Source organism: Bacteroidota bacterium (assembly GCA_017303975.1).
Lineage (GTDB): Bacteria > Bacteroidota > Bacteroidia > JAFLBG01 > JAFLBG01 > JAFLBG01.
This window is the reverse complement of record JAFLBG010000005.1, coordinates 124,435-139,855: the sequence shown is the minus strand read 5'-3', so window position 1 is coordinate 139,855 and position 15,421 is coordinate 124,435. Positions and strand designations below refer to the sequence as shown.

Here is a 15,421-nt window from a genome sequence, read left to right as displayed (position 1 = left end):
GCCTAAACTAGTTGCCTATGCAAAAAAGGTTTTGTTTGTAGGCGATCAAAAGGGGTATCAACGATTTAACGGCAATACACTTTCCAATTATGTTTCATTAAACACCACCAAGCAACATGTATTTATGGGTGAGTACGCCTTAAGTGGGGCCGCGTTAGCTGATGAAGAACAAGCCGAAGATGGAAATAGTATAGTGTATAAAACAAATTTAGAAGAAATGGCCGCTACTCTAGTTGTATATCCTAATCCGTCTATTGATAATATTAGTATAAAAATTACACTAAGTGAGAGTGAAGCAGCTGTAGCTACTATATACAACTACAGCGGTATAGTAGTAAAAACAATTTCATTAACGGAGAACGAAACAAAAGTAGAAATCGCGGAACTACCAGCAGGAATGTATTTTGTAGAAGTTGTAGGAAACAATTTTAAAGAAATAAGAAAAATAATAAAACAGTAGGCCTTGTATATGATAGGTTAAGTAAGTTGGAGGGGTTGGAAAATTAAAATCTTCTAATCCTTCCAACCTTATAAACTATAGACAATATAGCGCGCAAACCAAAAGAACCAATAAATTGATAAAAACATGAAAACAAATATGCATAAATCCTTACTTCGAGTAAGTATAAGCGCAGCTTTACTTTGCGGAATACTTGCTAACACTAACGCCATCGCTGCATCGAACAATAATGATTTGCCAAGTACTCAACTCTTAAATGATCGAAGTACACAAGCAACTTACTTTATTGAAAACAAAGGTCAGATAAAGCAAACAGACGGACAACCTGCACCTTATGTAAAGTATCTGCTACAAAGCGGGAATGTTAATTTGTATTTATTGGAAGAAGGCGGTATAGCATACCAGTTTAATCAATTGCATTACCCCGAAGGATACAAAGAGTTGATGGCAGATCGTATGGCTAAGTCCGAAGAGCTAGAAAAAATGGATAGTATGCAAAACGATATTCGTCTTGAAACCTATCGCATGGACATGAAGTTGATAGGCGCCAATCCGAATGCGAAAATTACTACCCAAGGCAAAAGTGCCGATTATATGCAGTATTACACGCACAATGCTTTATTTGTGCACTATTACAAAAAAATCACTTATCACCAAGTTTATCCCGGTATAGATTGGGTGGTATATATAACAGCCAATGGCGGCTTGAAATACGATTTTGTAGTGCAACCGGGAGCAGCCCCTAATCGAATAAAAATGGAATTTACCCACCAAGAAGAATTATATGTAGACAGAAGCGGTAATCTGATACAGGGCAACCTTATGGGCAAGCTTACCGACCACGCACCGGTAAGCCTCCAAGAAGGTAAACCAATAGCTACCAAATTTAAATTAACGGGAAACGTAGTGAGTTTTGAGTTAGGCAGCTACAACCCTCAGCAGGAAATGGTAATAGACCCTGCTTTGCTTTGGGCAACTTATTATGGAGGCACTTATAGTGAACAAAATAGCACCTGCGCAGTAGATGGTAGTGGAAATGTTTATTTGTCGGGGACAACTTATTCTAATAGCAGCATAGCCTCAGGAGGGCATCAAAATACTTTTGGGGGCGCTTTGTGGGATAGTGATGCATATTTGGTAAAGTTTAATAGTGGCGGTGTTCGACAATGGGCTACCTACTATGGAGGTAGCAATGATGATATTGGCTTTTCCTGCACAGCAGATGGTAATGGAAATGTTTATTTGTCGGGGTGGACTATTTCAAGTAACAATATTGCCTCTGGAGGACATCAGAATACCTATGCTGGAGCGTTTTTGGTAAAGTTTACTAGTGGCGGAGTTCGACAATGGGCTACTTACTATGGCGGAGGTAGTGGGAGTAGGGGATTATCTTGTGTAACAGATGGCATTGGTAATGTATATTTAGTAGGTAATGTTTCTTCAACTTCAAGTAACAACATAGCATCAGGCGGGCATCAGAATACATATGGGGGCGGAAGTAACGATGCTTTCTTGGTAAAGTTTAATAGTGCTGGAGTTCGCCAATGGGCTACCTTCTATGGGGGCAATAAAGATGAATACAATTGCACTTGCGCAGTAGATGGTAGTGGAAATGTTTATTTATCGGGGACAACAGAATCAACTACCAACATAGCCTCTGGCGGACATCAGAATACATCTGCTGGATATCCATATACAGATGCCTTTTTGGTTAAGTTTAACAGCGGTGGGGTTCGCCAATGGGCTACCTACTTAGGAGGTAGTAATTCTGAAGAAGGCTATTCTTGTGCAGTGAGTGTAAATGGAGATGTCTATTTGTCAGGAAAGACTCAATCACTCGATAGCATTTCTTTTAACGGACATCAAAACCTTCCTTCAGGTGGTGCTGATGCTTTTTTAGTAAAATTCAATAGCGGTGGTATTCGCCAATGGGCTACCTACTATGGAGGAATTGGTTGGGATGAAGGATTTTCTTGCACAACGGATGGCATTGGAAATGTCTATTTAGCAGGTACTACCTCTTCAACTTTCAATATAGCCTTAGGTGGGTATCAGAATACCTATGGGGGCGGTATGTGGGCTAGAAATGCATTTTTGGTAAAGTTCAACAGTGGCGGAGTTCGCCAATGGGCTACCTACTATGGAGGTAGTGATTATGACAAAGGCTATTCCTGCGCAGCAGATGGTAACGGAAATGTTTATTTGGCGGGTGTTGCAACATCAACCAACCTAGCCTCAGGCGGACATCAGAATACCAATGCTGGCAGTGTACAAGTGGATGGAGGGGATGCATTTTTGGCAAAATTTCAGGGTAGTACTGGGGTGGGAATAGAAGAGATAAACAAAACAAGTTTTATTGTTTTTCCAAATCCTACTATGGGTCAGTTTACACTTCAAACAACTAAAAGTGGGGTGTTTGAATTACTAGATTTAATGGGTAAGGTTATTAGAACATTTACAATAACTACTAGTTCGTTTGTTATAAATGAAAAGTTACCTGCCGGCATTTATTTTATGCGAGAACAGGATAGTGGTAATGCAGTAAAACTTGTGTTGGAGTAAATCAATAATAAAGTGTTAGAAAAAACTCTTAAAGATTGATTAGAAGTAACTGCAAGTTTTTTGAACTGCTTGAGGAATGTGCTTTGTAGAGATGGTTGGAAACAATACGTAGGAAATAAAGAAAATAATAAAGCAATAGTAGTTAGTATAAAGTATTAAGTACAAAGAAAGAATATGGAATGTTAAAAAGAGAAAAGTCAATTAGTTGGTTAGTTTCTTATTGACTAGGAGTCTTCTCGACTTAAATAACAACCAATAAGCACAGAACCCTATTTTGGAGAGAATAAAAAATTGGAGCACCCTAGAATAATGGAAAGTAATATATTACCATACCGTTTTTTTTTCGCATTCCCAGATGCGATGGGAATTAAATCCATTCCTTATTTCGAAATTCTTTACTTTATAGCCAGTAGTAATTATGCTACCATACACCTTAAGAATGGCAATACTATTCTCCTCTCAAAACCCCTTTCCTGGATTGAAGAGCGCCTACCAGCCAAAATATTTCTTCGTATTCACCAATCGTATCTTATTAATTTAAATTATCTGAACGAGTATAACCGATTGGAAAGAATGGTAAAAATAGTAAATGGTATGCAAATACCTGTTTCTGTTAGACAAACAAGCGTACTTAGAAAAGCCCTCCTTACTCCCGAGTTTGTCTAGATACTTAGCCATCGATTACGAATAATCACTGCTTGGCTACGAATAATAAATGGCGTATTAGAAAGTAACCCGTTAAAACTATACTTGCCAAAATATTACTATTTAGGCTAACCCCCTTGCCTTTATCAAAAGGGAATAACAATTATTTTACGTATGAAAAAAAAATTAAATCTTCAGGAAATTAAAGTGGAAAGTTTTGTAACTGATTTATCAGTAAATGAAAAAAAAACCATTTATGGTGCCGATACAACTCCAATTTTGGCAACTTTAGCTGAAGTTGGAGTAGGATGTCTGGTAGGAATAGTTAGTAATCTTGGAGGGTGTACTATTACCGCAACAATTATATTACCAACAAATTCTGATGAGGTTACAAAAATCATGACGGAATGTGGAGTGGGCTGTGGCAATATGACCAACCAATGTTCCCAAGATTGCATATCTAATGGCCACGCAGAATGTTCAAAGTTTCCGGGTCTTTGCTAATTACCCATTGATAGCAACTTTAAAAAGATTTACATTAGTATCTATATTTTTTTGTATGTCTATTTGTGGTCAAATGCTATTGTGGTATAAAATGTTAATTGTAACTAATACGATACTACTGCTGCACAAACAAATTTTCATATTTCATTTAATTAGCTGCTCTTGAAAAGTTTTCTAGTGCAGGTTTGTGTGGGTTTGGCATACGAGATCGAGATAGCTCAAAAGTAGAAGACAATTGTGGTGTTCCAAATATGAGCGCTATAGCTTGTAATTATAGTGATTTGTGCATGCAACACTAGCGTTGTTACTAAAAAATAAGTATTTAGGGGTGCAAAAGCATCCCTAAATACTTTACTAACGCTAAGATACTAACCTAACCAAATAGTACTTAACAATTAAAAATTAAATCTGATGCTGGCACAAAGCAAAGTTTTACAACCGATTCTAAGGCACACACTGCTTGATTTTGTGTATTGCAATTGGTTCTAGAGTTTCCGCCACATTGAATTTTAGCAGACGCACAATTAGCAGGAATTTGTGTTACGCAGGTAAAAGATGCTTGACAATTATTGGCTGTATAATTATAACAGGCATTTGCATTTTGTTGTGTGTACGCACACGTGTTTATTAGCTTAGTGTCCGCACCCATTGCACCTAGAATAGTTTGCTGCTCTTTGGGCTCTAAGTTTGTAATAAAGCTTGTAATTTGAATTTCACTTAAAACGAGTTTTTTCTTTTCCATAAACTATTTTTAGCAAAATTAGTTTTGCAGAAATGTAAAGTCAATTACGTTTTCTGTTTTATTGAATAGCTCTATTATTTGAAATTTGGGATTTCGCAGAATATAAGTTGTTGATTCTTTGAAAATTAACCACCCATGGTTTGGGCAATAAACATTACTAGGATCAAGTATAAATTCAAAATGAGATACCAATTTCTATCAATATTCCCGAAAGAGTACGATCAATATTTAGTTTAGAAATAAGAATTAATTATTCGTAAGTTGTTGTAAAACAAATTAATATGATTCGTATGTGTTTTTAGAAAGTTAAAATTTAGAAATAATTTTCTGGATTTAGATTGATATTGGGGGTACTATTACACCTGTATATGAATCAATTCTATAAAGTGAAAATAAGTATTGGTAGGCGAATTGTATTTTCTGTTTTAGTTATTTTTTATAGCATTCAATTTGGATATGCACAGTTATTATCTTCATTACAACTGTCTTCCGATTCTCTTTATGGATTTGATGTACAACAAACGCTCGACTATTTGCATAGAAACAATATTCCTAAACACGAGCATGCAGAATACATTCAAACAGCAAAGAGCAGATATAAATTTAGTTTTTCTCCACATCAAGTAACGCCTGAGCTTAATTCTTTGAGCACTGTAAAAAAGAATGTAGGTTATTCCCCTTCGCAAAAGTATAGTCAAACTATTCCCACGCTTCAATCTTCATCTTGCGTAAACATGGATTTTGAAACCGGCAATTTTACTGGTTGGACGCAGAAGTACGGAGATCATCCCAATGGTGTACCTGTTGGAACTAATACAATTAACGCATATAATAATCCTTGTACTTCTTTTGCGTGGCCTACATGTCCGCAGGCGGGTACTGCAAGTCCCGTAGGAGCGCCTCTGCATAATATAGTTTCCGGAGGTTTTGATCCAACATTGGGAGGAACGTTGTTACCGCAGGTTGCACCGGGGGGTAATTTTTCGGTAGTGCTTGGAGATTATAGCAGAGGAGGTGGGTATGCTGCACAGTTGGAGCAAACTTTTTTTGTTACCTCTAGTAATTCTAATTTCACATATCAATACGCGGCAGTAGTGCATGGAAAACTCGGCTATCATACACATTCCGATCAAGCTTTTTTTAGAGTTGATGTTTACGATGCCAACAACCAACCCATTACGTGTGCACACAGCTTTATAAATCCGGATAGTGTAAGTGGATTTAATTTTTTTCAATGGGGTACTAATACAAATCCAGCACACTATTCTGTTTACTGGAAACCATGGACAACAGTAAACGTAGATTTAAGTAATTATCAAAATCAAAATGTAACTATTCGGTTTACTACATCAGATTGCGCACCGGGCGGGCATTTTGCGTATGCTTATATTGATGCAAGTTGCAACAGTACACAACCTTTAACAGATACACTTTGTGTGGGGGCTACAAAAACAATTTATGCACCGCAGGACCCTACGTTTAATTATAGTTGGGCGCCAAGCGGTGAAACAACATCCAGTATAAATATAAACACAGCCGGAACTTATACGGTAACAATTACTCCGCAACAAGGATGTCCTATGGTGCGAGATTTTAATGTCCCATTTCATGCAATGCCGCTGGCTAGCTATAATTTAACTCAGGCAATTTGTAGCGATTCGGTTACTTTGTTCGATGCTTCTACTATTAGCAGCGGCAACATAAATAAATGGAAATGGTTGTTGGGCAATGCAACACATGATTCTCTGTTGACTCAAAATACAGGTTTTACATTTGCTGCACCAGGCGTTTATACTGCATCGCTACAGGTTACGTCCGATAAGCAATGTAAAGACGACACCACTTTTGTTATTACCATTGCTGAGAAGCCTGTAGCTAATTTTACTTGCGATTCGGTTTGTTTTGGAAACAATACTTCTTTTCTTAATTTGACTTCATCAGTTACTGTTGGAAATATCACTAATTGGAATTGGTCTTTTGGCGATGTAGCTTCAGGTGCCGCAAACAACTCTTTCCTTCAAGACCCAACACATTTGTATTCTGGTTCAGGTTTTTTTAACACCCAGTTGTATGTAGAAACGGATTTGGGTTGCAAAGATTCAATCACTAAACAGGTTGTAATAAATGATGTGCCTATAGTCGATTTTCTTACGAGCAATATATGCTTTGGCTCAGCAGCAAATTTTGCAAATTTAACTACTGTTAATTCTTCGGGAAGTACTATGTATTCTTGGGATTTTGGCGATAATTCCAACTTTGACACAAGCACTCACACAACCCACACCTATGCCGCTGCAACTGATTATACAGTAACACTTGTTGCTGCAACAATAGAAGGTTGTGCCGACAGTGTGCGCAAAACAATTTCTTTGCACGCCAATCCGGTGGCAGGTTTTATTGGTATAGATACTGCTGCATGCGGTATTGTTTGTGCTACATTGAACGATACAAGTTTTATAACCAATGGCTCAATTGCTCAATGGATTTGGTCTTTCAGCGATGGAAGTGTGGATACTATTCAGCAGGTAAATAAATGTTTTACCACACCGGGTTTATATTCGGCAAGTTTAACGGTTGTGAGTGATAAAAATTGTTCTGCTACGGTGGTTAAGAATAATATAGTTGAAGTGTATCCCTTACCTATTGCAGACTATACGACTAGTGCGGAAACAACTACCACGCTCGACCCAATGATTATCTTTATGAATCATTCAATTGGTGGGCAAAACTATATTTGGTATTTTGGAGACGGAGATTCGCTTCAAAAAAATTTAATAAGCGATTTGATTGAGCATACCTATCAAGATACAGGAGTATACGCTACACAATTAATTGTAATAACTGAAAAAGGTTGTAGGGATACGGCCGCAAAAACGTTGAAAGTGAATCCGGATTTTGTGGTATATATTCCTAATGCCTTTACACCCAATTCAAACGGGGTTAACGATTTTTTTAAACCCATTGCTACAGGCGCTAAAGAAATGAAGTTTTATATTTATGACCGATGGGGTTTGTTGTTATTTAACACCAATAGTATTGATGGGTCATGGGATGGAACGTACAATGGCAGAACTGTTCCGCAAGATGTGTATATATGTAGAACTGTTGTAGTAGATATATTTGACAAAAAGCATGTTTATAATACCAGTGTAACGCTTCTTAGGTAGGATTTACAACTTGCTGAATAGACGATATAGGTTTTCATACACTTCCGTTTCTATTTCTGTTTTGGCTGTACTTAGTTTGTGTTTGTATTTTTCTAATAAAAATTTCTTGTTGTGTGTGTAAGTCTTACTTGCTAAATGACCAATTGATGTTGCCAGTAAATTGTAGTCTATGTATTTAGATATGTAGTCTTTTAACTGTTTCTTTTTTAGTAGAGTGTATGCTTTTTTAAATTGTGTATCTACTAAAAGTAATTTACAAATTGTGTATAAAATAAGATTTTCTCTTGAGGGTGTTTTTCGTATTTCTTTTTTCTTCAGGGTTTGTTTCAATCCTTTAATAATATGTTGGTAGTTTTTAATAGGAGTATTCGGGAATGATTCTATAAGTATGTTTGCTCGTTGAACAAACAAGTCATAATACAACTCTGTTCTGTTTTGCGTGAATAAAAATTGTCTGTATTTTTCGGTGTATTCCCATGCTTCTGTAGTTTTTTTATTTTTTAAAAGAAACGTAATCATATTTACATGGTCTGCAACCCTTATTTGACCTTGCATATAGGAAGTGTTTGTATCTGCGAGTTTAAACTTCTTCTCTATATAAAGTAACGCTCTTTTAAAATCGTTTATATATCTGTAGTGTTGAATTAAAAGATTTATGTTTCTAATTTCCAAATCGGTTTTGTAGTTTCCCATATACTCAATCATAGGAACATCAGGGTATTCAAGGTAAATAGATGTGTATGTATTTAAGTTTCTTGCATATGCTAGTTTGCTTTTTGAAAAACTTTTGTTGCATTTCCATAAAACACTATAATAATTGTATATGTATTTAAAACGTATAAATTTTTTATTTGCCAGATATATTGTTTTTAATCGCTTTAGTTCTCTATATATTTCTTTTTTATAGGAGTTAATGGAAATGCTGAATTCTTGAAGCGTTATTATAATTTGTTGAGTAGTGTGTAGGTCGGCTACTAATTTTGATGCCGTTGTGTATTCACTAATTGCAACCGGTTTCCCGAGTCTAAATTGATAAAACAGTATTTTGGGCAGCAGTTCGAAAATATTATTTTCCCAACATTTTTTTTCTAATTTGTTTAGTCGTTTTAGTTTAAGCTCTTTATTGTTTTCTGATTCCAAGAAAATTTCGTTTAGCTCTTTTTCTTGTTCAGTAAGAATGAATTCTTTTTTGGGAGTTAGATTCTCTTCTTCACAAAATTCGATAAATCGTTTTCGTAGTTTATAGAATCTGTTTTCTGCTATTTTATATTCTAATCCATTTTTTAGTTCGTCTGCATAAACGTATTCTATTGTTTTGTTGGTGCTAAAGCTATTCGAATCTGTTTGTTGTAAGTATTGCAGTAATCGTTGTTTTAAAGGCGATTTTTTCGCATCGCGAGCTAGTTTCAGTTTTTGTTGGTCTGACAGGTTGTTGTAAAAAACAATTATGTTCATATATGTAATATTATGACGTCATAAATATAGTCATATAAATATTGATTATTATGTAAATTATAAATATAGTGGTTGTATATAGTTGTGTTATTTGGTCTTTATTGTTTGGGTGTGCTTCTTATTGCCATTAATTTAGCTTCACCAAAAAGGTTAGAGGTGTGCTGTTGATATTTTTTGTGGTTAGAAGTTTCTGCAGCACACCCAATTTTTTTTACAACTTACTTAACCAGCAAAACATTACAACTTAAAAACACATGAAAGCAAAACTAAAAATTGCAGCCTCATTAGCTCTAGCAGCAATGAGCTACACAACAATTAATGCACAAGCAACTGTAAAATGGAAGCAACAACTTAATGGCGTTACTCTTCATGAAACGGATGAGAATGCAGTTTGGACTAAGAGTAGATTAGATACGTTAGGAAAGCAACTGTACTATGCTTCGAGTCTTGCTTCTGAAACGTATGATTTTGACCCAACTCCACTCAAGGTAAATGTAAAGGGAAAGAATATTTATCAAAATGTTTATGATGAGGAGTTTGGAGAGGTAGTTGCAGCTAATTTTGTTGGGCTTCAAGCTATTTCAGCTTACAATACAATAAATGGAAAATTGAGTTGGGTAAATACATTAGATGTATTATCTACAAGTAATAATTCATTTGCAAATATACAGGCAATAAATGAAGTAGGGAAGTCAGCAGGTTTATATGTAGCATTGGAATATAGAGGCAAGATTAAGTATAAGTCGAAAGTTTTCACTTCTGTTTCTTCGGGTGCTGTACATTCGAATACCGACATGCTTTTTATGCGACTAGGAAAAGATGGTTCTTTTATGAGCAGTGCATCTGTAGTTCCTGTTGGTGCAACCGCGTTTCATAGTCCGGGCTTAAGTATTGCTAAAATTGTAAATACGACAAACGGAGGATTAATTGCATTAATGGAATATAACGGAGAAACTGCAAAGAGTTTTAAAATAGTATCGGCAAATACATCTAAAGTTATATCGATGAATAGCGAAGATCAACTTGTAGTGGAGTTTGATGGCAACCTGAAATATGTTAATCACAATATAGTTCAGGCTAATGGAAATTATATTTATGTATCAGATATAAAATCAGATGCATCTAAAAATTTGTTAATGGCTGTTAATATCAGAAAAACTGGTAACCAGAATATTGACTTAGATGGTGGTGCAGCGGTTAATCTACTTGGAGCTTCTATTCAAGTAGATTCAACAGCAGATTTTTTGATAAAGTTTCAGCCTAATTTGAAGAGTACTACATTTAAGAAACAAGTAGATGTTGGACTTTGCTCTGTATTACTAGATAAACAAAGCAATATCTACTTGGTAAATACATTGGGAAATACGTTTGCTAATCAGTATAAAATAACAAACGGAATTACATTTAAGCAAAAGAAGGATACCATAAGTGTAATTCTTGTTAAGTATGATAAATCAGGGAACTATCAAGCACACTATTTAAGCCATAAGCGCGGAGAGACGGATGGTATGGACACTAAATATTTTATGGATAACAACAACAATATTTTTTATAGCTATACTATGAACGATATAAATTCTTCTTTAGGATACAGAATATTTATGTCCAAAATAAAAACAAAGAATGGCTTTGCTGAGATTTGGAAGAATGCAATTGTTGGAAACTCTTCAAGTTATGGAGCAGCAGGTTCTTCAATATTTGCACATAACTCAGAGGTGTTTGTTGGTGCACTGTTATCGCCATCGGCCATTGATTATAAAATATTAGTATCTAATCCTCTGCAAAAAATTAAAGCTACAGGGGCTAATTCTAACAGTTGTATTATAAAGTATGCGCTTAGCGGAGCCGCATTATCTCCGGAAGAAAAAGCAGAAGGGAGTAATATAAATGTGTATAAAGCAGAAGTAAGCACATCTACAGCATTGGAAGTTTTGGTATATCCAAACCCTGCAACGGAAGAAGTAACAATAAAACTAACTAATGCAGAAAACGCAACTGCAACAATTTACAATTACAATAGTGTAGCAGTAAAAAAAGTTGCTTTAACAGAAGTTGAAACAAAATTAAATATTTCTGAACTGCCTGCAGGAATGTACTTTGTAGAGGTTTTGTCAAATGAAACTAAAGAGATCAAAAAAATGATTAAGAATTAGTTAAAAAGTTAATTAGTCGGTTAGTCTGTTAGTTAACAAAGCTAACGGACTAACCGACTAGTAGACTTCTCGACTAAAAGGCAACTTTCTAAACCTTCAAGCGTTACAACTGTTCAAATAAGGGCTCTCGATACGATGCAAAAATTTTAATGGAGGTTAGAGTTTTAAAGCATTGTGTTGGGAGCCTTTTCAATTAGAGCAAACCATTGTTTTTGTATGCTGTGGCGCAGATGCCATGTAGCCATTTATAATCTTCAAAGACTAAACTGTTTTCTTGCTTATACATTTCTTTTTCCACTTTGATAATATAATCGGAAAGTAGTTTAAATTTACCTTCGCTCATAAGCTTATAAATAGAGGCATGCAAATCCCACTTAGCGAAACTATTAATATAATGCTTGCAATCCGGATTTGACAAATACGTATAGGCCTGCTTATATTTTTTAGAAAGTAAAAGCATCTTGCAATAAACATAATACGTGAGTAAGTATTGATTGGATAGCTTACTCTCTTTTGTAGTTTTATACCAGTAATCAAAATCATGAAGCACACTTTGTATATTTCTGGCAGGCATTTTTGGATAAGAGTCTAATAAAATTTGAGCTTTTGAAAAAGCAACCTTTATTTTTAAAAAATTCAGATCAACTTCTTTTGCAAATTGAGCATATTGCTCCGCAATTCTCCAAGCTTCTATATGTTTTTGTAGCCTTGTTTTTATAAGTATTAACAACGAGTAATCCGGAGCTTTGAAATAAAATGATTTGTACTTTTCATTTGTTTTTAATAGATACATTTTTTTTCTAGCAACATCTCTGCTTGCACAACATCCGAAATGTCCCAATAATAGTGCGATTCTACGCTTAAGAATAATAAATCTAAATACTCTTTATTGTTTTTAACATCTTCAAACAATGGCACTAATGGATATTCAGAGTGAATTTGTTTAATAGTTTGTATATGCTTATTAACTTTGTTTTTGGCATTGGAAACTGTAATATTTAATTTAAATCGAGAAGCGGCATAATTATAAATGAGCTTAAAGCGGATATTGCTTTTATGTTTCTGTGTTAAGTATTTGAGCTTTGCTAAATAATCATTTGCTGCATTTTTGCCATATTTATTGTAAAAACTCCCTCCTAAAATGCTTGCTTCTTTTGCGTCAAGAAAATCGGCATATAAACGTTTAACTCGCTCCTGTTTTTTCAATTCAGTGGCATCAATGTTGATGCTTAACTCTCTTTTTTTATGAAGAATGGTTTCATACAATAAAAACTGCTTTTCAATTATAAAATTATTTTCGAAAAATTGTTCTAGTTTCTTTAGTTGATCTTGAATAGCAGTCCACTTCTTATCATATAGTGTTGTGTGTTTTAAATTGTATAAAAATAGATCCGCATTCTGAACTACCGAATCTGGAGTATCTATAGAATTGATAGTTTGCTCTATTCTTGCTTTCAGTTTAAAAAAATTATTCTCTGCTATTTTAAACCCCTTTAAAGCAATTTCTTCGGTATATACGTTATTGATTATATCCTTATTCAAAAGCGTGTTCTTGCTTTTTATGATTAAATGCAAAATAGCTAAGCTTTTAGGAGAGTTTACAAAAAGCCGTTCTAGTTGCCTTAATTGCCCCTCGGATAATTTTTTTATTTGTTGGTATAATGTCATTTTGCAACTTATATGATGTCATATTACGAAGTGTAATATACTGAAATTCAATACAAAAAGCAACAGTAGGTTGTAAAAATCTCTTCCCTGCCAACGTCAATGGTATTTCCCCGTACATCTAAAGATATATTTGCAGCAATAAAACTAAACCATAAGGAGACAACATGAAAACAAAAACAAAAATCATAGCATCATTAGCCCTAACAGCAATGAGCTATACAACCATTAATGCACAGGCCACTGTTAAATGGAGGACTAATATGCAAGAATCTCCGTTTAGCTATTTTGATCCTTCTTCAGATGAAGTTACCACAGGCTTTACGAATGGAGTATTGGATACATTAAGTAATCAGCTATATCGTTTTAGCCACCTAGATGAGATGGAACAACCCCAAACAATTGATTATAATCCGGGGGTAGCAAAAGCAATTAAAAAAGGGATTGTAATTGCCTCATACAACGCTGCAAACGGAGCCTATGTATGGGCAAATGAATTAAAATTAATATCATCAAGTGGCTTTGTGTACTTAGACCAGGTAATTCCAATTGGCAATCAAAAGGGGTTGTATGCTGTAGGCCGATTCATTGGTAAAATGACATACGGTACATCTACGTTCAATTCTAAAAATACGGCACCAACTCCTGAGCAAGAGTCTGTGGCAAACGATATTTTTATCTTCAAAATTGAGGGAACAGGAAAACTATTAAAGGCTGCGTTTATTAAACCAACCACCGCTACCCCTGGAAACTATAGTTATGTTGCCGGTTTGGGTGTTGATGTAAACGGATCTCCTGTTGTAGCTTTTAACAATGAAACGTACAGTAGTTCTACTCAATCATATGATTTAAATCCTGGAGTTGTAAGCCAAAACGTACAATTTAAAGAAGGTGATGTTGCAATTGTAAAACTCGATGCAAATTTAAATTATATCTCACATAACAAAATTGAGGGCAATGGCAATACTGTTGTTGTAAGAAATCTAGTTATGGATGCCGGTAAAAACGTTGTAATCAATGCTATTTACCACAAAGGTAATACTGCTGCAAAAGCAGATTTGGATGCTAAACAAGCAGGTGTTCAATCAATAACAATTCCTACAGGCAATACAGAGCCATATAATACTGTATTACTTAAATATCAACCCAACTTGCAATTAGCGTGGAGCAAAATGTTTAATGTAGGTTTTGAATGCAATACGTTGGTTGATAAATTAGGGAACATCTATTTAGGCGGCTTGTTGGGATCGTACGAGAGCACACTAAAAATCACTTTCGCCCCCAATGCACAAGTAATAGCTAGCAGTACCAAAGCCACTATATTCTTAGCTAAATTCGATAAAATGGGTAACAGTAAATCCTTATTTACCGATCTAAGACCATCTATATCCTCAGCAAATGGAAATGATTTCTATATTGATTCAAAGAACAATATATATTTCGCAGGAAACGATGTAAAAGATTTATACATCATTAAACTTAGAAGTAATCCCCAAACACACGCTTTTACACAAGTGTGGAAAAATAGAATAAAAGCCACTTCGGCTGCAGTTGGGTATGTGGCAGCACCATTAATTATAGCACATAAAAATAATGTATATGTAACCGGCATTTACACAATAGGAACATTTAAATATTTAGTGAATGCACCTACATCTACTTTTAAGGTAACTAAAAATTATAGTGATGTTACGCTATGCTATAGCTTATCTGGTAGTGCATTATCGCCAGAAGAACAAGCAGATGAAAACTACAGCAACAAATACAAAACAGTTTCATCTGAAGTATCTTCCTTAGGGGTAGCAGTATATCCTAACCCTGCAACAGAAGACCTTACTGTAAAAACTACACTAACAGAAAGTGCAGTAATTACTATCTATAACTACAATGGTATAGCAGTAAGAACAATTGCTGTAACAGAAGCCGAAACAAAACTAAACATCTCTGAACTACCTGCAGGAATGTACTTTGTAGAGGTTATCTCAAATGAAACTAAAGAGATCAAAAAATTAATTAAGAATTAGTTAAAAAGTCATTTGGTCGGTTAGTCTGTGGGTCAGGTAAAAAA

At 35.1% G+C, this 15,421-nt stretch carries 11 protein-coding genes; 7 read left to right on the top strand and 4 right to left on the bottom strand.

Annotation, left to right across the window (positions count from 1 at the left end):
* From J0M08_03440 to J0M08_03425, 4 genes are all read left to right on the top strand, one after another.
* Window positions 1–460, top strand: a 460-nt coding sequence (locus J0M08_03440) for a T9SS type A sorting domain-containing protein (GenBank protein MBN8702090.1), incomplete at its 5' end; no start/stop codon positions are given.
* Between the two features lie 126 nt (window positions 461–586).
* Entirely contained in the window at window positions 587–3,022 is a 2,436-nt protein-coding gene (locus J0M08_03435) for an SBBP repeat-containing protein (protein ID MBN8702089.1), read from the top strand.
* A gap of 309 nt (window positions 3,023–3,331) precedes the next feature.
* Window positions 3,332–3,688 carry a LytTR family transcriptional regulator gene (locus tag J0M08_03430; GenBank protein ID MBN8702088.1) on the top strand — a complete coding sequence of 119 codons (357 nt, stop codon included), beginning with the start codon at window positions 3,332–3,334 and terminating at the stop codon, window positions 3,686–3,688.
* A 153-nt stretch (window positions 3,689–3,841) separates the two neighbouring features.
* Window positions 3,842–4,171 carry a pinensin family lanthipeptide gene (locus J0M08_03425; protein ID MBN8702087.1) on the top strand — a complete coding sequence of 110 codons (330 nt, stop codon included), beginning with the start codon at window positions 3,842–3,844 and terminating at the stop codon, window positions 4,169–4,171.
* Between the two features lie 388 nt (window positions 4,172–4,559).
* Here the strand turns inward: J0M08_03425 and J0M08_03420 are convergent, their stop codons facing one another.
* Entirely contained in the window at window positions 4,560–4,913 is a 354-nt protein-coding gene (locus J0M08_03420) for a pinensin family lanthipeptide (GenBank protein ID MBN8702086.1), read from the bottom strand.
* A gap of 368 nt (window positions 4,914–5,281) precedes the next feature.
* Here J0M08_03420 and J0M08_03415 point away from each other — a divergent pair, with 368 nt between their 5' ends.
* Window positions 5,282–8,080, top strand: a complete 2,799-nt coding sequence (locus tag J0M08_03415) for a PKD domain-containing protein (GenBank protein ID MBN8702085.1) — start codon at window positions 5,282–5,284, stop codon at window positions 8,078–8,080.
* 3 nt (window positions 8,081–8,083) lie between these two features.
* On the opposite strand, the gene J0M08_03410 is transcribed toward J0M08_03415, so the two are convergent.
* A complete protein-coding gene (locus J0M08_03410) occupies window positions 8,084–9,535 on the bottom strand; it encodes a hypothetical protein (protein ID MBN8702084.1) in 1,452 nt (483 codons plus the stop codon).
* A 254-nt stretch (window positions 9,536–9,789) separates the two neighbouring features.
* Here J0M08_03410 and J0M08_03405 point away from each other — a divergent pair, with 254 nt between their 5' ends.
* Window positions 9,790–11,688, top strand: coding sequence for a T9SS type A sorting domain-containing protein (locus J0M08_03405; GenBank protein ID MBN8702083.1), 1,899 nt, complete (start codon window positions 9,790–9,792; stop codon window positions 11,686–11,688).
* A gap of 193 nt (window positions 11,689–11,881) precedes the next feature.
* Here J0M08_03405 and J0M08_03400 read toward each other — a convergent pair whose 3' ends face one another.
* Together J0M08_03400 and J0M08_03395 are read right to left on the bottom strand one after the other, a co-directional pair.
* Window positions 11,882–12,481, bottom strand: coding sequence for a hypothetical protein (locus J0M08_03400; protein MBN8702082.1), 600 nt, complete (start codon window positions 12,479–12,481; stop codon window positions 11,882–11,884).
* Window positions 12,469–13,356 (bottom strand): hypothetical protein, encoded by an 888-nt coding sequence (locus tag J0M08_03395; protein MBN8702081.1) that lies wholly within the window; start codon window positions 13,354–13,356, stop codon window positions 12,469–12,471. Before J0M08_03395 ends, J0M08_03400 begins: the two co-directional genes overlap by 13 nt.
* 164 nt (window positions 13,357–13,520) lie before the next feature.
* On the opposite strand from J0M08_03395, the gene J0M08_03390 reads away from it, so the two are divergent.
* A complete protein-coding gene (locus tag J0M08_03390) occupies window positions 13,521–15,377 on the top strand; it encodes a T9SS type A sorting domain-containing protein (protein MBN8702080.1) in 1,857 nt (618 codons plus the stop codon).
* Window positions 15,378–15,421: the final 44 nt, after the last annotated feature.

Coding starts and splice junctions, on each gene's coding strand:
- J0M08_03435 (MBN8702089.1), top strand. CDS start 587: ATGAAAACAAATATGCATAAATCCTTACTTCGAGTAAGTATAAGCGCA.
- J0M08_03430 (MBN8702088.1), top strand. CDS start 3,332: ATGGAAAGTAATATATTACCATACCGTTTTTTTTTCGCATTCCCAGAT.
- J0M08_03425 (MBN8702087.1), top strand. CDS start 3,842: ATGAAAAAAAAATTAAATCTTCAGGAAATTAAAGTGGAAAGTTTTGTA.
- J0M08_03420 (MBN8702086.1), bottom strand. CDS start 4,913: ATGGAAAAGAAAAAACTCGTTTTAAGTGAAATTCAAATTACAAGCTTT.
- J0M08_03415 (MBN8702085.1), top strand. CDS start 5,282: ATGAATCAATTCTATAAAGTGAAAATAAGTATTGGTAGGCGAATTGTA.
- J0M08_03410 (MBN8702084.1), bottom strand. CDS start 9,535: ATGAACATAATTGTTTTTTACAACAACCTGTCAGACCAACAAAAACTG.
- J0M08_03405 (MBN8702083.1), top strand. CDS start 9,790: ATGAAAGCAAAACTAAAAATTGCAGCCTCATTAGCTCTAGCAGCAATG.
- J0M08_03400 (MBN8702082.1), bottom strand. CDS start 12,481: ATGTATCTATTAAAAACAAATGAAAAGTACAAATCATTTTATTTCAAA.
- J0M08_03395 (MBN8702081.1), bottom strand. CDS start 13,356: ATGACATTATACCAACAAATAAAAAAATTATCCGAGGGGCAATTAAGG.
- J0M08_03390 (MBN8702080.1), top strand. CDS start 13,521: ATGAAAACAAAAACAAAAATCATAGCATCATTAGCCCTAACAGCAATG.